The organism is Streptococcus alactolyticus, from assembly GCF_012277075.1.
Lineage (GTDB): Bacteria > Bacillota > Bacilli > Lactobacillales > Streptococcaceae > Streptococcus > Streptococcus alactolyticus.
The window spans coordinates 1-15,979 of the sequence record NZ_JAAXMT010000004.1; the positions used below are offsets into that span (position 1 = coordinate 1).

Below are 15,979 nucleotides of genomic sequence, written 5' to 3' on the forward strand. Positions count from 1 at the left end.
AGGTGGCATTATTGGTGCGGTGAGTGAGCACTTGACCTTTGACAAACATTACCAGACGGCACTTGAAATTGCCCTTGGAGGAGCAAGCCAGCACGTCATTGTAGAAGATGAGGCATCTGCGAAACGTTCCATTGATTTTCTGAAGAAAAAACGTCAAGGGCGGGCAACTTTCTTACCACTCACAACCATTAAGCCAAGACACCTATCTGCTCAAAACCGTTCACTACTAAAAGGTAGTCAAGGCTTTTTAGGTGTAGCCAGCGACTTGGTTGCTGTGGAGTCACGTCTAGATACCATTTTCCAGAATTTACTGGGAACGACGGCTATTTTTGATACAGTAGACCACGCCAATCAAGCAGCCCGCCGTTTGCATTATCAGGTGCGTTTGGTAACCCTAGATGGAACCGAAATCCGTCCAGGCGGTTCTTTTTCAGGTGGTGCCAATCGTCAAAATAACACGATGTTCATCAAGCCTGAATTGGATTACCTTGTGGTTGAATTGGGAGAATTGCGAAGCTTGCAGTTGCAACAAGAAAAGCAGGTTCAATCCTTGCAAGAACGCTTGAAAGCTCAACAAGAACGCCTGAAACAATTAAAAGCAGACAGCGAACAGACACGATTTGCAGAGCAAAAGGCAGAGCTGGAATACCAGCAATTGGCAGAACGTTTGACTGATGTTAAGCAACTTTACCAACGTTTGCAAGCCTCAGAAGGTGCGCAAGACGATGTGGCCTTGCAGGAACAAAAAGCCAAACTGGAAGCTGATTTGCAGGCTATTGCTGAACGTAAAGAAGCCTTGAACCTTGAAATTGAGCAGATTAAAGAAAACAAGCAAGCCACCACGCAAAAAGTAGCCAGCCTGCGTCAGCAATTGTCACAGGAAACCTTAACAGAGCGTGATTTATTGAGTGAGCGAAAATTTGAGTCTGCCAATAAAACTCGCCTCGAAGTGACTTTGGTTGAAAAGAAAGAAGAAATTGAGCGCTTGGAGCAATTTTTGGCAACGACCAAAGACGACAATCAGTTGGAACGCTTGCCTATTTTGCAAAAGCAACAAGAAGCTGCTCAGGCCAAAAAATCAGAGCTTGACAAACAACTGGTTAGCCAACGCTTCGAATTGGAAGACTGCGAGGCACAGCTGGAAGAATTGGCTAATTTGATGACGCGTGAAAATCAGAAAAACGAGGATTTGATTCGTCAGCAAGCTAGCCTAGAAGCTCAAATCAGCCAAGTATCTAGCCGCCTGCGTCAATTTGCTCAAGACTTATCTGAGGATTACCAATTTACCTTGGAGGACGCCAAACAAGCCAGCCAAGCCATTGAGGACATGCCACGTGCTCGCCAATGCTTGCAAGATTTGCATCGTCAAATCAAGGCTTTGGGGCCTGTCAATCTGGATTCTATTGAGCAATATCAAGGAGTCAAGGAACGTCTGACCTTCCTAAACACGCAAAAAGACGACTTGATTCATTCCAAAGATTTGCTTTTGGGAACCATCAACGATATGGATGACGAAGTGAAAACGCGTTTCCAAACAACTTTCAATGCCATTCGTGAGTCCTTCAAACTAACCTTCCGCCAAATGTTTGGTGGTGGTTCGGCTGAATTGTCTTTGACGGATGACAATGTGTTGACCGCTGGGGTTGAGATTTCAGTGCAACCACCCGGCAAAAAAATCCAATCTTTGAATTTGATGTCAGGGGGAGAAAAAGCCCTGTCTGCTTTGGCTCTGCTCTTTTCAATCATCCGCATCAAGACCATTCCGTTTGTGATTTTGGATGAGGTAGAGGCTGCCTTGGACGAAGCCAATGTCAAACGTTTCGGGGATTACCTAAACCGTTTTGACCAATCCAGCCAATTCATCGTGGTAACCCACCGTAAGGGAACCATGGCTGCCGCAGATAGCATTTACGGCGTTACCATGCAAGAATCAGGCATTTCCCGCATCGTTTCGGTCAAATTAAAAGAGGCTGAAAACCTTGTGGACTAGCCTTTACAAAGAGAATAGAATGAATCCCAGCTGCTAACAGTTGGGGTTTTTAGGTCAATAGGGGTGTTAGATGTAAAAGTTTTAAAAGAATGCTGTATTCACAAGAAAATTAGAGTGTTTTTTGATAAAATAGGCTTATACGATTCTTTAGGAGTGTAATAATGATAAAGTTAGTAGCAACAGATATGGACGGTACGTTTTTAAACCGACAAGGTTCTTTTGATAAGGTAAGGTTGTGTGCTGTTTTAGATGATTTTGCTCAAAAAGGGATTTTATTTGCGGCAGCCAGTGGTCGTCCACTTTTGGCTTTGGAAAAAATGTTTGCGGATTACCATCATCAGATGGCTTTCATCGCTGAAAATGGTACCTTGGTCAAGGCTGATGGTTCTATTATCTTTGAATCAGGCCTCAGCAAGCCAGCTTATTTGGACATCATTGATACTTTATTGGAAAATCCCTACCTGTCAGGCTACGATTTTTTGTTATCAGGCGAAAAAGGAGCGTATTTGCACCAAAAAGCGAGCGATGAATACGCTCACTTCATTAGCCACTATTATGAAAATGTTCAACGTGTGCCAAATCTAGCACACATAGAAGATGCTATTTTGAAAGTAACGGCGAATTTTTCAGGTGATACGGTGCGTCAAGGTGAGGCTTGGTTTAATCAACGAGTGGATTTTGCGCGAGCTGTTACCACAGGGTTTAAATCGGTGGATATCATAGATAGTCGTGTCAACAAACGCACGGGTCTGGAAGCCCTTTGCCAAGCTTTTGAGATTGATAGCAGTGAAGTGCTTGCCTTTGGAGATAACCTCAACGATTTTGAAATGATGGGATTTGCTGGCACAGCCATCGCCACACAAAATGCCCGCCCAGAAATCAAAAACATCTCGGATGAAGTCATCGGAGATTGTGATGAAGAGGTTGTCATGACTTACATGGAAAGGTTGGCTAAACCATGACAGAGATAAAATTATTGGCTTTGGACTTGGATGGCACGCTTTTTGACAGTCAAAAGGTGGTGTCAGAGGAAAATAAACAAGCCTTGCGTGCAGCACGTGACAAGGGGGTAAAAGTTGTCATCACAACAGGTCGCCCCTTAAAAGCTGTTGAGGATTTGTTGGACGAATTGGATTTAATATCAGATGAGGATTACATCATCACCTTCAACGGCGGTTTGGTGCAAAAAACCAATGGGAAGATTTTGGATAAAAGCCAACTGACACGCGAGCAATTGCGGCGTTTGCATGGGGCCTTGGAACCTCTAGGTTTGCCTTTTGACGTGCTTAGTGATGGCATCGTGTACAGTCTTCCTAGTCAGGGCAATCATTCTCATTACCCGCAGGCCAACCCAAAACTTACCTTTGTGGAGTTAGATAGTTTTGATGAGATTCCAAAAGATGTTATTTACAACAAGGTGGTCAGCGTGACCGATCCTGAATTTTTGGATAAGCAAATTTTGCAGCTGCCAAAAGACTTGTATGAGGCATTTGAAATCTTTAAATCACGTGAGATTATTTTGGAAATGATGCCAAAAGGCGTTCACAAAGCAGCGGGCTTGCAGCAATTGATTGATCATCTAGGCTTCTTGCCTGAACAAGTGATGGCTATGGGGGATGAGGAAAATGATCTTTCCATGCTTAAATGGGCTGGCCTAGGTGTTGCCATGGCTAATGCTGTTCCTAAAGTCAAAGCCATCGCAAACCACACAACCACCCGCACCAATGAAGAATCAGGTGTTGCAGAAACTATCGAAGAATACATTTTAAAGGCGTAAATAGAAAGGAAGCGATAGGGCATCGGCTCTGTTGCCTTTGGTAATAGAATATGGGATTATTTGACCGTTTATTTAGAAATCGACGAAAAGACGAGGAAGTTGAAGACAAGCAGGTTGAGGAAACTGTTGTGGAAACCGAGGAGGTGACTGACACCCCTGAGGAAGGAAAAACAGAAGAAACAAGCACAGAAGCCTCTGACCTCACCTCAACAACAGAAGACACACAAGACGAAGCAGTGGAAGAAACAGAAGAAACGGATTCTACCCCAGCTGAAACTATCTTAGAAACTGTTGAAATCACGGAAGATGAGGATAATTCAGCAGATTTTGAGGAAACTGTGGAAACCCTTGCGGAAAACGAAGAAATGGTTTCAGAACCTTCTGAGGAACTTTCAGAAACAAAAGAAGTCATTTCTGAATCAACTGAAGAAGTTGCTGAAAAGATGACTTCTGACTTATCAGAAGATCTTTCTGAAAATGCAGCAGAAGCTGACCCGCATTTTTCAAATGTCATGGCGGATTATTACGCTAAAAAAGCTGCAGCTAAGGAAGCCTTGGAACGTGGCGAAAGCATCTCATTTGAGCCAATCAGCACACGTCAAGAAGAGCCAGAAGCAGAACCTGAAGTGGTGGCAGAGCCTGTTGAAACGGAAGAAGAAAAATACAACCGCAGCCTTAAGAAAACCCGTACTGGTTTCAGCGCGCGTTTGAATGCCTTTCTGGCCAATTTCCGCCGAGTGGACGAGGAATTCTTTGAAGAATTGGAAGAAATGCTGATTTTGTCTGACGTGGGTGTCAATGTGGCAACCCAGCTTACGGAAGAGTTGCGTTATGAGGCAAAATTGGAAAATGCCAAGAAAGCTGATGATTTAAAACGTGTCATCATTGAAAAATTGGTTGATATTTACGAAAAAGATGGCGTCTTTAATGAAAAAATCAATTTCCAAGACGGTTTGACCGTTATGCTCTTTGTCGGTGTTAATGGTGTCGGAAAGACCACTTCTATCGGGAAATTAGCTTATAAATACAAGCAAGAAGGCAAAAAAGTCATGCTGGTTGCCGCGGATACGTTCCGTGCAGGTGCGGTGGCTCAGTTGGTTGAGTGGGGACATCGAGTGGACGTGCCAGTTATCACAGGACCTGAAAAAGCTGACCCAGCTTCAGTCGTCTTTGACGGTATGGAAAAAGCTGTCGCTGAAAACGTTGATATTCTTATGATTGACACGGCAGGACGTCTGCAAAACAAAGACAACCTCATGGCTGAGCTTGAAAAAATAGGGCGTATTATCAAGCGTGTGCTTCCTGATGCGCCGCATGAAACCTTGTTGGCTCTTGATGCCTCAACAGGTCCAAATGCTCTCAGCCAAGCCAAAGAATTTTCAAAATTCACACCTTTGACGGGGCTTATCCTTACCATTATTGACGGAACAGCCAAGTGTGTTGTTGTTCTTGCCATTCGTCAAGAATTAGAAATTCCTGTTAAACTCATTGGTTTTGGTGAAAAACTCGATGACATCGGTGAATTTGATTCAGAAGACTTCATGCGTGGTCTTTTGGCAGGCATTATCTAAGAAGAACAAAAAAAATTCCTACAACCTTAGTTGTAGGAATTTTTCGTTAAAAGACGCGGTAAACATAAGGATTCTTAGGTTCGTTTGTCTTTTTCATCTCGGTAATGTGTAAAACAGGCAAGGTCTGCTCAGGCGTTTGATTGTACTCAAGGCTGATAGTACCTGTGGCTGTAATCCACGTGTTATTTGGGTAACTCATGTCGTTACCTGTTGTCAATAAGCCATAAACACCAGAGGCAGCAATACAGTGAATGATACCAAAACGGAATAAGAATTGATACCCCTCGTGTCCAGGCGCGTTGTAAACAAAGCCAGTGTAGGTGATTTCGCGTCCCGTGAAGGCGTCAGGATAGACGTAGATAAGTTCCATGACTTCCATGTAGTTATCCGTCGTGATTTTAACAGGTCCTGTACCCTCGTATTGTTTTAATTCCTTTTGCATTTCTTTTTTATAAGCAGCGTAATAACTTTCGTATAGCATACATTATACGAAGTTATACGAGTGGCAACCCAGCTTACGGAAGAGTTGCGTTATGAGGCAAAAGTGGAAAATGCCAAGAAAGCTGATGATTTAAAACGTGTCATCATTGAAAAATTGGTTGATATTTACGAAAAAGATGGCGTCTTTAATGAAAAAATCAATTTCCAAGACGGTGTGACCGTTATGCTCTTTGTCGGTGTTAATGGTGTCGGAAAGACCACTTCTATCGGGAAATTAGCTTATAAATACAAGCAAGAAGGCAAAAAAGTCATGCTGGTTGCCGCGGATACGTTCCGTGCAGGTGCGGTGGCTCAGTTGGTTGAGAGGGGACATCGAGTGGACGTGCCAGTTATCACAGGACCTGAAAAAGCTGACCCAGCTTCAGTCGTCTTTGTCGGTATGGAAAAAGCTGTCGCTGAAAACGTTGATATTGTTATGATTGACACGGCAGGACGTCTGCAAAACAAAGGCAACCTCATGGCTGAGCTTGAAAAAATAGGGCGTAGTATCAAGCGTGTGCTTCCTGATGCGCCGCATGAAACCTTGTTGGCTCTTGATGCCTCAACAGGTCCAAATGCTCTCAGCCAAGCCAAAGAATTTTCAAAATTCACACCTTTGACGGGGCTTATCCTTACCATTATTGACGGAACAGCCAAGTGTGTTGTTGTTCTTGCCATTCGTCAAGAATTAGAAATTCCTGTTAAACTCATTGGTTTTGGTGAAAAACTCGATGACATCGGTGAATTTGATTCAGAAGACTTCATGCGTGGTCTTTTGGCAGGCATTATCTAAGAAGAACAAAAAAAATTCCTACAACCTTAGTTGTAGGAATTTTTCGTTAAAAGACGCGGTAAACATAAGGATTCTTAGGTTCGTTTGTCTTTTTCATCTCGGTAATGTGTAAAACAGGCAAGGTCTGCTCAGGCGTTTGATTGTACTCAAGGCTGATAGTACCTGTGGCTGTAATCCACGTGTTATTTGGGTAACTCATGTCGTTACCTGTTGTCAATAAGCCATAAACACCAGAGGCAGCAATACAGTGAATGATACCAAAACGGAATAAGAATTGATACCCCTCGTGTCCAGGCGCGTTGTAAACAAAGCCAGTGTAGGTGATTTCGCGTCCCGTGAAGGCGTCAGGATAGACGTAGATAAGTTCCATGACTTCCATGTAGTTATCCGTCGTGATTTTAACAGGTCCTGTACCCTCGTATTGTTTTAATTCCTTTTGCATTTCTTTTTTATAAGCAGCGTAATAACTTTCGTATAGCATACATTATACGAAGTTATACGAGCGTATTATCAAGCGTGTGCTTCCTGATGCGCCGCATGAAACCTTGTTGGCTCTTGATGCCTCAACAGGTCAAAATGCTCTCAGCCAAGCCAAAGAATTTTCAAAAATCACACCTTTGACGGGGCTTATCCTAACCAAGATTGACGGAACAGCCAAGGGTGGTGTTGTTCTTGCCATTCGTCAAGAATTAGATATTCCTGTTAAACTCATTGGTTTTGGTGAAAAAATCGATGACATCGGTGAATTTGATTCAGAAGACTTCATGCGTGGTCTTTTGGAAGGCATTATCTAAGAAGAACAAAAAAAATTCCTACAACCTTAGTTGTAGGAATTTTTCGTTAAAAGACGCGGTAAACATAAGGATTCTTAGGTTCGTTTGTCTTTTTCATCTCGGTAATGTGTAAAACAGGCAAGGTCTGCTCAAGCGTTTGATTGTACTCAAGGCTGATAGTACCTGTGGCTGTAATCCACGTGTTATTTGGGTAACTCGTGTCGTTACCTGTTGTCAATAAGCCATAAACACCAGAGTCAGCAATACAGTGAATGATACCAAAACGGAATAAGAATTGATACCCCTCGTGTCCAGGCTCGTTGTAAACAAAGCCTGTGTAGGTGATTTCGCGTCCCGTGAAGGCGTCAGGATAGACGTAGATAAGTTCCATGACTTCCATGTAGTTATCCGTCGTGATTTTAACAGGTCCTGTACCCTCGTATTGTTTTAATTCCTTTTGCATTTCTTTTTTATAAGCAGATGAGGTGAAATACAAGCTGGTATCAGGTTTGAGGTATTGAACGGTGGTGCCGTCCTCGCTGACTGTTCCAGTAGAGCCAGCCGCTAGGGGAAAATGGTAACCCTTGGCAGATACCGTTGTCGAATCAAGGGTGACTGTCGGAATCAACAAACCAATCAAAACAGGAATAGCTAAAATAATAGGACTAGCGAATTTGGCCAATTTGCCTTGCAAATGACTGTGGAGCTTCATATTTTTCACCCAAATGACCAGCTGGACAATGGCTAAAACAAAGGAAAGCACCATGGAAATATAGGCTAAATAAGCGTAGTGAGTATTGATGTATTGGTCCAATTTTCCTGAGAGTTGGAGGTACATGGACAATTCAAAATACCCCACAAGAATGATAAAACGAATCATGCTATTACCCCCACCACCAAACAATAAACAATGATAATTGCTGTTGAAACGCTAATAAATTGGATGATAAAAGAGGTTTTGAAAGAATGCAGCATCATCATGAGGTTTTTGATATCCACCATAGGTCCAATCAAGAGAAAGGCTAAAATAGGTGCCGTTCCAAAAGTGGACAGTAGAGATGCTCCGATAAAGGCATCCGCCTCGCTACAAAGGGACAAGATGAAAGCCAGTAGCATCATGACTAAAATTGCCGTCAAAGCATTGCCCCCAATTTGTGTCAACAGACGTGTTGGCAAATAAATTTGCATTCCTGAGGCTACCAAGGTCCCAAAAACCAAGTAGCGCCCAGTGTCGAAAAATTCATCAATCGCGTGAGCTAGGGCGAGGAAAATTTTGCGGTACCAGGTTTCGCCAGAATAATCGTGGAAATGCGTTGGTTTGGCATTGGCTTTGAGGATGTTTTCATCTACCACAAAACCAAGCATGATACCAAGCGTCAAGGCAACGATAATGGCCCCCAGCAACCTCAGCCATAAAAAGCGCCAGCTATTTCCAAAAGCCGAATAAGTGGCAAAGAGGACGATGGGGTTGATGATAGGTGCTGTTGCCAAGAAAGGAACAGCGGTGTAACTCGGTACTTTTTTCTCTAAAAAGCGCGTAATGATGGGCACAATCCCACATTCACACGAGGGAAAAATAAAACCAATAAAGGTTCCAAACAAGATGCGTAAGAAACGATTGCGGGGCAAAAAACGCTGCACCAAATCAGGTGTGATGTAAACTTCAATAAATCCCGACAAAATCGTTCCCAACAAGACAAAAGGCAGCGCCTCAATGATAATGGAGATGAAAATCGCAAACCATTGCAAAACGCTGGTTGGTAACTGATTAAAGATAGCCATAAGATTAATCAGTCACTTTCTTGTCTTTTTTGTCATCTTGTGCCTTGTCTTTTTCAGGGTCACTGGAAACCTTTGGCAAACTAGCAAAGTTGGAAAACATACTTTCCAAATCGTCTTGTCGTTTGTGTGTAATTGCCATAATGAGAAAAACCTCGTTTCTAAAATAATCACCCCCTATTATACTATCAAACCTTAAATAGCACAAAAACGGAGTTGCCCCGCTTGTTCAAAAGTCTTAGGGGCTTTTTTAGGACTTTGTGATATAATAAATCTACTATGAAAAATGAAAACATCACACCTATTGCCCAAGAAATGGGTATCAAGGAAGGGCAAATTGCCAAAGTTTTGGAATTAACTAGCGAAGGCAATACCATTCCTTTTATTGCACGTTACCGTAAAGAAATGACTGGTAACTTAGATGAAGTCCAAATTAAAACCATTATTGATTTGGATAAGAGCATGACGGCTTTAGCAGAACGCAAAGCCACTGTTCTCGCTAAAATTGACGAACAAGGGAAATTAACACCAGAATTGAAAACAGCTATTGAACAGGCTGAAAAATTGGCTGATGTTGAAGAATTGTATCTCCCTTACAAAGAAAAACGCCGTACCAAGGCAACGATTGCGAGAGAAGCAGGGCTATTTCCTTTGGCTCGCTTGATTTTGCAAAACAAACCGTCCTTGGAAGAAGAAGCCAAAGCCTTTTTGACAGAAGGTTTTGACACACCCGCCAAGGCGCTTGCAGGGGCTTGTGATATCCTCATCGAAGCTTTTTCAGAGGACAATCAAGTACGTTCGTGGGTTTACAATGAGATTTGGTCTTATAGTTCGATTGTTTCAAGCGTCAAAGACGAAGCAGCTGACGATAACAAGACTTTCCAAATCTACTATGATTTTTCAGAAAAAGTTGCGAAAATTCAAGGCTACCGCATTCTTGCCCTCAATCGTGGGGAAAAACTTGGTATTTTGAAAGTCGGCTTTGAGCATAATGTTGATAAAATGATTCGTTTCATGGGGGCACGTTTCAAACAAAAAAATGCCTACATTGATGATGTCATTGCCAAAACCATCAAGAAAAAAATCCTTCCAGCCATGGAGCGTCGTGTTCACAATGAGTTAACTGAAGGCGCGGAGGATGGGGCTATCCAACTCTTTTCAGAAAACTTGCGTCACCTCTTACTCGTGTCACCTCTTAAAGGCAAAATGGTGCTTGGGTTTGACCCTGCCTTTCGTACAGGTGCCAAATTAGCCGTGGTGGACCAAACAGGGAAATTGCTGACGACTCAAGTGATTTACCCCGTTCCACCAGCCAGCCAAGCTAAGATTGACCAATCAAAACAGGACTTAGCAGACCTCATTCGCACTTATGGCATTGAAATCATCGCCATTGGAAATGGGACAGCCAGCCGTGAAAGCGAAGCTTTTGTGGCACAAGTTTTGAAAGACTTCCCTGAAGTGTCTTACGTGATTGTCAATGAAAGCGGAGCTTCTGTGTATTCAGCGTCAGAATTGGCTCGCCACGAATTTCCTGATTTGACCGTTGAAAAACGCTCTGCCATTTCCATTGCCCGTCGTCTGCAAGACCCTTTGGCAGAACTGGTGAAAATTGACCCTAAATCTATCGGTGTTGGGCAATACCAGCACGATGTTAGTCAGAAAAAATTGGCTGAAAACCTTGATTTTGTGGTGGATACCGTGGTTAACCAAGTCGGTGTTAACATCAATACTGCAAGCCCAGCCTTGTTGGCCCACGTTTCAGGTTTGAACAAAACCATTTCAGAAAATATCGTGAAATACCGTGACGAACACGGACGTATCACCTCACGTGAGGAAATCAAAAAAGTCCCTCGCTTGGGAGCCAAGGCCTTTGAACAAGCGGCTGGTTTCTTGCGTATCCCGGGGGCTGACAATATCCTTGACAATACAGGGGTTCACCCAGAGTCTTACAAGGCTGTTGAACGTTTGTTGCAAGAACTGAACATTACAGATTTGGATGAGTCAGCCAAAGCCAAACTCCAAGCCGTTTCAGTACCATCAATGGCAGAAACGATTGGCATTGGGCAAGAAACGCTCAAGGACATTATCGCCGACCTCTTAAAACCAGGTCGTGACTTGCGTGATGATTTTGAGGCACCTGTCTTGCGTCAGGACATTTTGGATATTTCTGACCTTGAAATCGGTCAAAAATTAGAAGGAACCGTTCGCAACGTTGTGGATTTCGGGGCCTTTGTGGATATTGGTTTGCACGATGACGGTTTGATTCACATTTCGCAAATGAGCAAATCCTTTGTCAGCCACCCAAGTCAAGTCGTTTCCGTTGGCGATATCGTCACCGTTTGGGTGTCAAAAATCGACAAAGAACGTGGCAAAATCAATCTTTCTTTGGTAGATTTGCGTGAACTTGACTGATTTTGTCAAAGCCGTGTCGCAAGAAGATTTTGGCAAGTCTTTTAACCATGTTGCCGTTTGGAACACCAAGCTCAGAAGCAGTGGCGGCCGCTTTTTCCCCGCTGACGGTCATTTGGACTTTAACCCCAAAATCTACGATACTTTTGGCTTAGATGTTTTTCGGAAAATCGTTCGGCACGAACTTTGCCATTACCACCTGTATTTTGCTGGAAAAGGCTATAAACACGCTGATGCTGATTTCAAAGATTTGCTAAAAGCCGTCGATGGCCTGCGCTATGCCCCCTCCCTCTCACAAAATGCTCCTGCCAACCATTACCGCTGCCAACAGTGTGGACAAGACTACCACCGAAAGCGCCGTATCAACACCCAAAAATACCGCTGCGGCCGTTGTCAAGGCAAGTTGCTTATGATAAAATGAGAATTTCATGTGCAAATAATGAACCACATTAAAAGCTTAAGGAGGATTTAATGGAAGATATTTTTGTTGGGCTGACCCTTATTGGTTTAGTAGCTGCTTGGTGGTTTTGGAAGAAACAACCACAACTCAGACCGTAGCTAGTCAAGTTTCATCTGTTTCTACCACCATTTCAACGTCTTCTAGTTCTTCCACAGTTGAATCTTCAACTTCTTCCTCAAGTTCTAGTAGTACAACCGAAAGTAGTTCTTCGTCTGAAGAATTCAAGAAATTTGATACCGAAGCTGGTAAACAATTTGCTGAATATCTAAAACAACAACTAGATGCTAACTATGCAGATGTAGGTTATACTTTTACAGTAACTGGGGATAACTCTACGGTAAATGTTAATGTGTTACAAGATTTTAAGTACGAACCTGAAAGTGAGATTCAAAGAATGGCAGATGCTCTCTTGAGTTTTAAAAACGGAAAATTCTATACTTGGGCAACTGAAAATGGCTATAATTATAACGATACACCATATTTAATCATGAATGCTGAAGATGGGACACCTCTTGCCTCACAAGGAATTTCTGGATATATGAAAGTAAAATGATATTTCTAAATAAAGATTAATACTTATGTCCAACCGATAAAAAATAAAATCAGTCGTAGGGCTGATTTTATTTTGTTGAAAGTGTTATATAATGATTGTAGTAGAGTAGAGAGGAAGTGAAGAGATGAAATCAGTACTCTATAAAAAGCGCGAAAACAAGATGGTTAGTGGGGTTTGTTCCGGAATTGCCGATAAGTTCGGTTGGGACTTGCCTTTGACACGTGTGTTGACCGCTTTGCTCATTTATTTTTATGGCTTTGGTCTTGTACTATACATCCTTTTAGCCATCTTTCTTCCCTACAAAGAAGACATGACACAAAATGATGTGAGAACGGGTCCACGTCGGCGCAAGGACGCTGAGGTGATTGACGAGGATAATGACGACGATTGGATTTGGTAATCCCCTCACCTGATAAACAGATGGGCTAAGGCGGTTTCTACTAGCGTGGGACTGACTTAGTCCATTTTTGGTAAATATAAGTGTCATCGCTTACTTTTAGAGGTGATTGTGATATAATAAAAAGAAAAGGAAAAAGGGTGGAACACGAACGAAAAGCGCAGCTCCCAGCCCTAACCGTTCAAAATCGCTGGGATTGAAAAAAGTGTTGTGTTTTCGCAAAAAAGTGTTCCAGGTATGAAAACATGACTGTTACTGTCAAAATGTTAGTGGACAAGGTCAAGCTAAAAGTTGTCTATGGTAATGATGAACTCTTGGCCAAGGAAATTACAACGGCTGACATTTCAAGACCAGGTCTTGAAATGACGGGATATTTTGATTACTACTCTCCCGAACGTTTGCAATTGTTGGGGATGAAAGAATGGACCTATCTCATGAAGATGACCTCGCACAACCGTTACCAAGTCTTGACGGAGATGATTAAGCCTGAAACGCCAGCTATCATTGTAGCGCGCAAATTAGAAGTTCCTGAGGAAATGTTAGCTGCTGCTAAGGAAAAAGGCATTGCGATTTTGCAAAGTCACATCCCAACCAGTCGCTTGTCAGGTGAAATGTCTTGGTACTTGGATTCTTGCCTTGCTGAAAGAACCAGCGTTCATGGCGTGCTTATGGATATCTACGGCATGGGTGTCTTGATTCAAGGGGATTCAGGTATTGGAAAAAGTGAAACAGGTCTTGAATTGGTCAAACGTGGTCACCGTTTGGTTGCGGATGACCGTGTGGACGTCTTTGCCAAAGATGAAGAAACCTTGTGGGGTGAGCCAGCTGAGATTTTAAGGCACTTGCTAGAAATCAGAGGTGTTGGTATCATCGACGTGATGAGTCTGTATGGTGCTAGTGCCGTTAAAGGGTCATCACAAGTCCAATTGGTCATCTACCTAGAAAACTTTGAGTCAGGCAAGGTCTTTGACCGTCTTGGTAATGGCAATGAAGAAATTGAATTGTCAGGCGTTAAAATCCCGCGCGTGCGTATTCCTGTTAAAACAGGTCGTAACGTATCAGTTGTTATCGAAGCTGCCGCTATGAATTACCGTGCCAAACAAATGGGATTTGATGCGACCAAGACCTTTGAAGAGCGTTTGAGCAAGCTGATTAGTCAAAATGAGGAGAACGAATGATAAATCCCATTGCTCTTCAGTTAGGACCGTTCAGTATTCATTGGTATGCCATCTGTATCGTTTCAGGAATGCTTCTTGCTGTCTATTTAGCCATGCGAGAGGCACCTAGACGGCATATTTTGCCAGACGCTATCTTGGATTTCATCTTAATCGCCTTTCCTCTAGCCATTATCGGCGCACGACTCTACTACGTTGTTTTTGACTGGTCGTATTATGCCAGCCAGCCGCCAAGTGAAGTGTTTGCCATTTGGCACGGTGGATTAGCGATTTACGGTGGTTTGATTACAGGTGCGATTGTGCTTTTTGTGTTTTCTTACTATCGTGCCATCAATCCGCTGGATTTCTTGGACATTGCCGCTCCTGGTGTTATGATAGCCCAAGCTATAGGGAGGTGGGGAAATTTCGTCAATCAAGAAGCTTACGGAAAGATAGTCAGTCATTTGAATTACCTTCCCAATTTTATCCAACACCAAATGTATATTGATGGGGCTTATCGGGTGCCAACTTTCTTATACGAATCAGTCTGGAACCTGCTTGGCTTTATCCTTATCCTGAGTGTCAGACACCAACCACATTTCTTAAAACGGGGGGACATTACTTTCTTCTATCTGATTTGGTACGGTTGCGGTCGTTTCGTGATAGAAGGCATGCGAACAGATAGTTTGATGTTCTTTGGCATGCGTGTATCGCAGTGGTTGTCTGCTATTTTAGTAATCGTAGGACTCTTTTTCATGGTATGGCGCAGATGTCATCAAAAAGATATTCCTTATTATCAAGAAGCATAGAAAGTCAGTTAGGAGAAGAAATGTTAGAAGTAGCACTTTTAATTATTGCTATTGCATTTGCTATATTAGTTGGTGTTTTGATACCAATTGGCATTAAATTGTATCGGACAGTAGATGCGATTAATGAAACTATTGATGAAACCAAACAAACCATTACTGTCTTGACCAGTGATGTCAATGTGACACTCTATCAGACCAATGAATTGTTGGCTAAAGCTAATGTTTTGGTCGAAGATGTCAATGGTAAGGTAACAACCATCAATCCATTATTTGTAGCGGTTGCTGATTTATCTGAGACGGTGTCTGATTTAAATGGACAAGTTCGCCATTTAACGCAAAGAGCTTCTCAGGCATCATCAACAGTCACAAAAGCCAGTACTGCCCTTGCCATTGGTAGAGCAGCTACCAAATTATTTCAAAGAAGAGGAGAAGAATCATGAGTAAACTATTGAAGAATGTTATTGTCGGTATCGCTTCTGGTGCAGCTGTTGCGTATTTCTTGACATCTGAAAAAGGTAAAGAATTGCAACAAAAATCGAAAAAAGCTTACGATGCTTACAAAGAAGACCCAACAAAATACAACCAAAAAGCAAAAGACAAAGCGACTGAATACACAGATTTGGCCGTTGATACCTTTAACGATTACAAACAAAAATTAGAATCTGGTGAATTGACCACAGAAGATATCTTGGGAGCTGTTAAAGAAAAAGGACGAGCCGTAGCAGAATACACAGGTGAAAAAGTATCAGAAGTCGCTTCTAAAGTATCAAAAGCCGTTGAAGAAACAGAAGCAGCTCATCATGATAAAACAGGTGCTGAAGTCGATGACATCATCATCAACTACGCTCCAAAATCACAAGAAGACACAGATGCTGAAACATCATCTGACGATGAATCTGTAAAAGTGAAAGTGGACCCTGAAGAAGAAGCAAAAGCTGATTCATCAGCTGAAGCAGACGAAGATAAAGCCAACTAAAAAAGGCCTAGGCCTTTTGGTTCATTAAAAAACTCCTGAGATAGCTGGTCAAGAAAAC

At 42.6% G+C, this 15,979-nt stretch carries 14 protein-coding genes and 5 pseudogenes; 14 read left to right on the top strand and 5 right to left on the bottom strand.

Going from position 1 to position 15,979, the window contains the following annotated elements; translation table 11 throughout:
• The 4 genes from smc to ftsY (HFK82_RS01185) form a co-directional block, all read left to right on the top strand.
• Positions 1–1,990: chromosome segregation protein SMC (gene smc, locus HFK82_RS01170; protein ID WP_168260504.1), on the top strand; the 1,990-nt coding region annotated here is incomplete at its 5' end.
• A gap of 161 nt (positions 1,991–2,151) precedes the next feature.
• Positions 2,152–2,952, top strand: coding sequence for a Cof-type HAD-IIB family hydrolase (locus HFK82_RS01175; RefSeq protein ID WP_168260505.1), 801 nt, complete (start codon positions 2,152–2,154; stop codon positions 2,950–2,952).
• On the top strand, positions 2,949–3,767 hold the full coding sequence (locus HFK82_RS01180) for a Cof-type HAD-IIB family hydrolase (protein ID WP_168260506.1): 819 nt from the start codon (positions 2,949–2,951) through the stop codon (positions 3,765–3,767). Before HFK82_RS01175 ends, HFK82_RS01180 begins: the two co-directional genes overlap by 4 nt.
• Positions 3,768–3,817: 50 nt before the next feature.
• Positions 3,818–5,338, top strand: a complete 1,521-nt coding sequence (gene ftsY / locus HFK82_RS01185) for a signal recognition particle-docking protein FtsY (RefSeq protein ID WP_168260507.1) — start codon at positions 3,818–3,820, stop codon at positions 5,336–5,338.
• Positions 5,339–5,384: 46 nt separating this feature from the next.
• Here the strand turns inward: ftsY (HFK82_RS01185) and HFK82_RS01190 are convergent.
• A pseudogene (locus tag HFK82_RS01190) lies at positions 5,385–5,798 on the bottom strand (TIGR03943 family putative permease subunit); the annotation flags it as partial.
• A 36-nt stretch (positions 5,799–5,834) separates the two neighbouring features.
• On the opposite strand from HFK82_RS01190, the pseudogene ftsY (HFK82_RS01195) reads away from it, so the two are divergent.
• Positions 5,835–6,611, top strand: a pseudogene (ftsY, locus tag HFK82_RS01195) (signal recognition particle-docking protein FtsY); the annotation flags it as partial.
• Positions 6,612–6,657: 46 nt separating this feature from the next.
• Here the strand turns inward: ftsY (HFK82_RS01195) and HFK82_RS01200 are convergent.
• A pseudogene (locus HFK82_RS01200) lies at positions 6,658–7,071 on the bottom strand (TIGR03943 family putative permease subunit); the annotation flags it as partial.
• A 43-nt stretch (positions 7,072–7,114) separates the two neighbouring features.
• Here HFK82_RS01200 and HFK82_RS01205 point away from each other — a divergent pair.
• Positions 7,115–7,405, top strand: a pseudogene (locus tag HFK82_RS01205) (signal recognition particle-docking protein FtsY); the annotation flags it as partial.
• Positions 7,406–7,451: 46 nt separating this feature from the next.
• Here the strand turns inward: HFK82_RS01205 and HFK82_RS01210 are convergent.
• Genes HFK82_RS01210 through HFK82_RS01220 form a run of 3 tightly spaced genes read right to left on the bottom strand, consistent with a single transcriptional unit; the run spans position 7,452 to position 9,305 of the window.
• Positions 7,452–8,264 (bottom strand): TIGR03943 family putative permease subunit, encoded by an 813-nt coding sequence (locus HFK82_RS01210; RefSeq protein WP_168260508.1) that lies wholly within the window; start codon positions 8,262–8,264, stop codon positions 7,452–7,454.
• Positions 8,261–9,166 (bottom strand): permease, encoded by a 906-nt coding sequence (locus HFK82_RS01215; RefSeq protein WP_154455025.1) that lies wholly within the window; start codon positions 9,164–9,166, stop codon positions 8,261–8,263. The genes HFK82_RS01210 and HFK82_RS01215 overlap by 4 nt, the downstream gene beginning before the upstream one ends.
• Before the next feature lie 4 nt (positions 9,167–9,170).
• Positions 9,171–9,305 carry an SPJ_0845 family protein gene (locus HFK82_RS01220; protein WP_154455026.1) on the bottom strand — a complete coding sequence of 45 codons (135 nt, stop codon included), beginning with the start codon at positions 9,303–9,305 and terminating at the stop codon, positions 9,171–9,173.
• A 137-nt stretch (positions 9,306–9,442) separates the two neighbouring features.
• Here HFK82_RS01220 and HFK82_RS01225 point away from each other — a divergent pair, with 137 nt between their 5' ends.
• The 8 genes and pseudogenes from HFK82_RS01225 to HFK82_RS01260 form a co-directional block, all read left to right on the top strand.
• Entirely contained in the window at positions 9,443–11,575 is a 2,133-nt protein-coding gene (locus HFK82_RS01225; protein ID WP_154455027.1) for a Tex family protein, read from the top strand.
• The gene (locus HFK82_RS01230) at positions 11,562–11,993 is read left to right on the top strand and encodes a SprT family protein (protein WP_167829299.1); all 432 of its coding nucleotides are present in this window, start codon (positions 11,562–11,564) and stop codon (positions 11,991–11,993) included. Before HFK82_RS01225 ends, HFK82_RS01230 begins: the two co-directional genes overlap by 14 nt.
• A 106-nt stretch (positions 11,994–12,099) precedes the next feature.
• Positions 12,100–12,585 carry a hypothetical protein gene (locus HFK82_RS01235; RefSeq protein ID WP_168260509.1) on the top strand — a complete coding sequence of 162 codons (486 nt, stop codon included), beginning with the start codon at positions 12,100–12,102 and terminating at the stop codon, positions 12,583–12,585.
• Positions 12,586–12,709: 124 nt separating this feature from the next.
• Positions 12,710–12,985, top strand: a complete 276-nt coding sequence (locus HFK82_RS01240) for a PspC domain-containing protein (RefSeq protein WP_168260510.1) — start codon at positions 12,710–12,712, stop codon at positions 12,983–12,985.
• 242 nt (positions 12,986–13,227) lie between these two features.
• Positions 13,228–14,160, top strand: a complete 933-nt coding sequence (hprK, locus tag HFK82_RS01245) for an HPr(Ser) kinase/phosphatase (protein ID WP_168260511.1) — start codon at positions 13,228–13,230, stop codon at positions 14,158–14,160.
• The gene (gene lgt, locus HFK82_RS01250; RefSeq protein ID WP_168260512.1) at positions 14,157–14,945 is read left to right on the top strand and encodes a prolipoprotein diacylglyceryl transferase; all 789 of its coding nucleotides are present in this window, start codon (positions 14,157–14,159) and stop codon (positions 14,943–14,945) included. Before hprK ends, lgt begins: the two co-directional genes overlap by 4 nt.
• A 20-nt stretch (positions 14,946–14,965) precedes the next feature.
• The gene (locus HFK82_RS01255; RefSeq protein WP_154455032.1) at positions 14,966–15,385 is read left to right on the top strand and encodes a DUF948 domain-containing protein; all 420 of its coding nucleotides are present in this window, start codon (positions 14,966–14,968) and stop codon (positions 15,383–15,385) included.
• Positions 15,382–15,807: pseudogene (locus tag HFK82_RS01260) on the top strand (YtxH domain-containing protein); the annotation flags it as partial. The gene HFK82_RS01255 and the pseudogene HFK82_RS01260, both read left to right, overlap by 4 nt.
• Between the last annotated feature and the right edge of the window lie 172 nt (positions 15,808–15,979).

Coding starts and splice junctions, on each gene's coding strand:
- HFK82_RS01215 (WP_154455025.1), bottom strand. CDS start 9,166: ATGGCTATCTTTAATCAGTTACCAACCAGCGTTTTGCAATGGTTTGCG.
- lgt (WP_168260512.1), top strand. CDS start 14,157: ATGATAAATCCCATTGCTCTTCAGTTAGGACCGTTCAGTATTCATTGG.
- HFK82_RS01240 (WP_168260510.1), top strand. CDS start 12,710: ATGAAATCAGTACTCTATAAAAAGCGCGAAAACAAGATGGTTAGTGGG.
- HFK82_RS01210 (WP_168260508.1), bottom strand. CDS start 8,264: ATGATTCGTTTTATCATTCTTGTGGGGTATTTTGAATTGTCCATGTAC.
- HFK82_RS01180 (WP_168260506.1), top strand. CDS start 2,949: ATGACAGAGATAAAATTATTGGCTTTGGACTTGGATGGCACGCTTTTT.
- hprK (WP_168260511.1), top strand. CDS start 13,228: ATGACTGTTACTGTCAAAATGTTAGTGGACAAGGTCAAGCTAAAAGTT.
- ftsY (WP_168260507.1), top strand. CDS start 3,818: ATGGGATTATTTGACCGTTTATTTAGAAATCGACGAAAAGACGAGGAA.
- HFK82_RS01220 (WP_154455026.1), bottom strand. CDS start 9,305: ATGGCAATTACACACAAACGACAAGACGATTTGGAAAGTATGTTTTCC.
- HFK82_RS01225 (WP_154455027.1), top strand. CDS start 9,443: ATGAAAAATGAAAACATCACACCTATTGCCCAAGAAATGGGTATCAAG.
- HFK82_RS01175 (WP_168260505.1), top strand. CDS start 2,152: ATGATAAAGTTAGTAGCAACAGATATGGACGGTACGTTTTTAAACCGA.
- HFK82_RS01255 (WP_154455032.1), top strand. CDS start 14,966: ATGTTAGAAGTAGCACTTTTAATTATTGCTATTGCATTTGCTATATTA.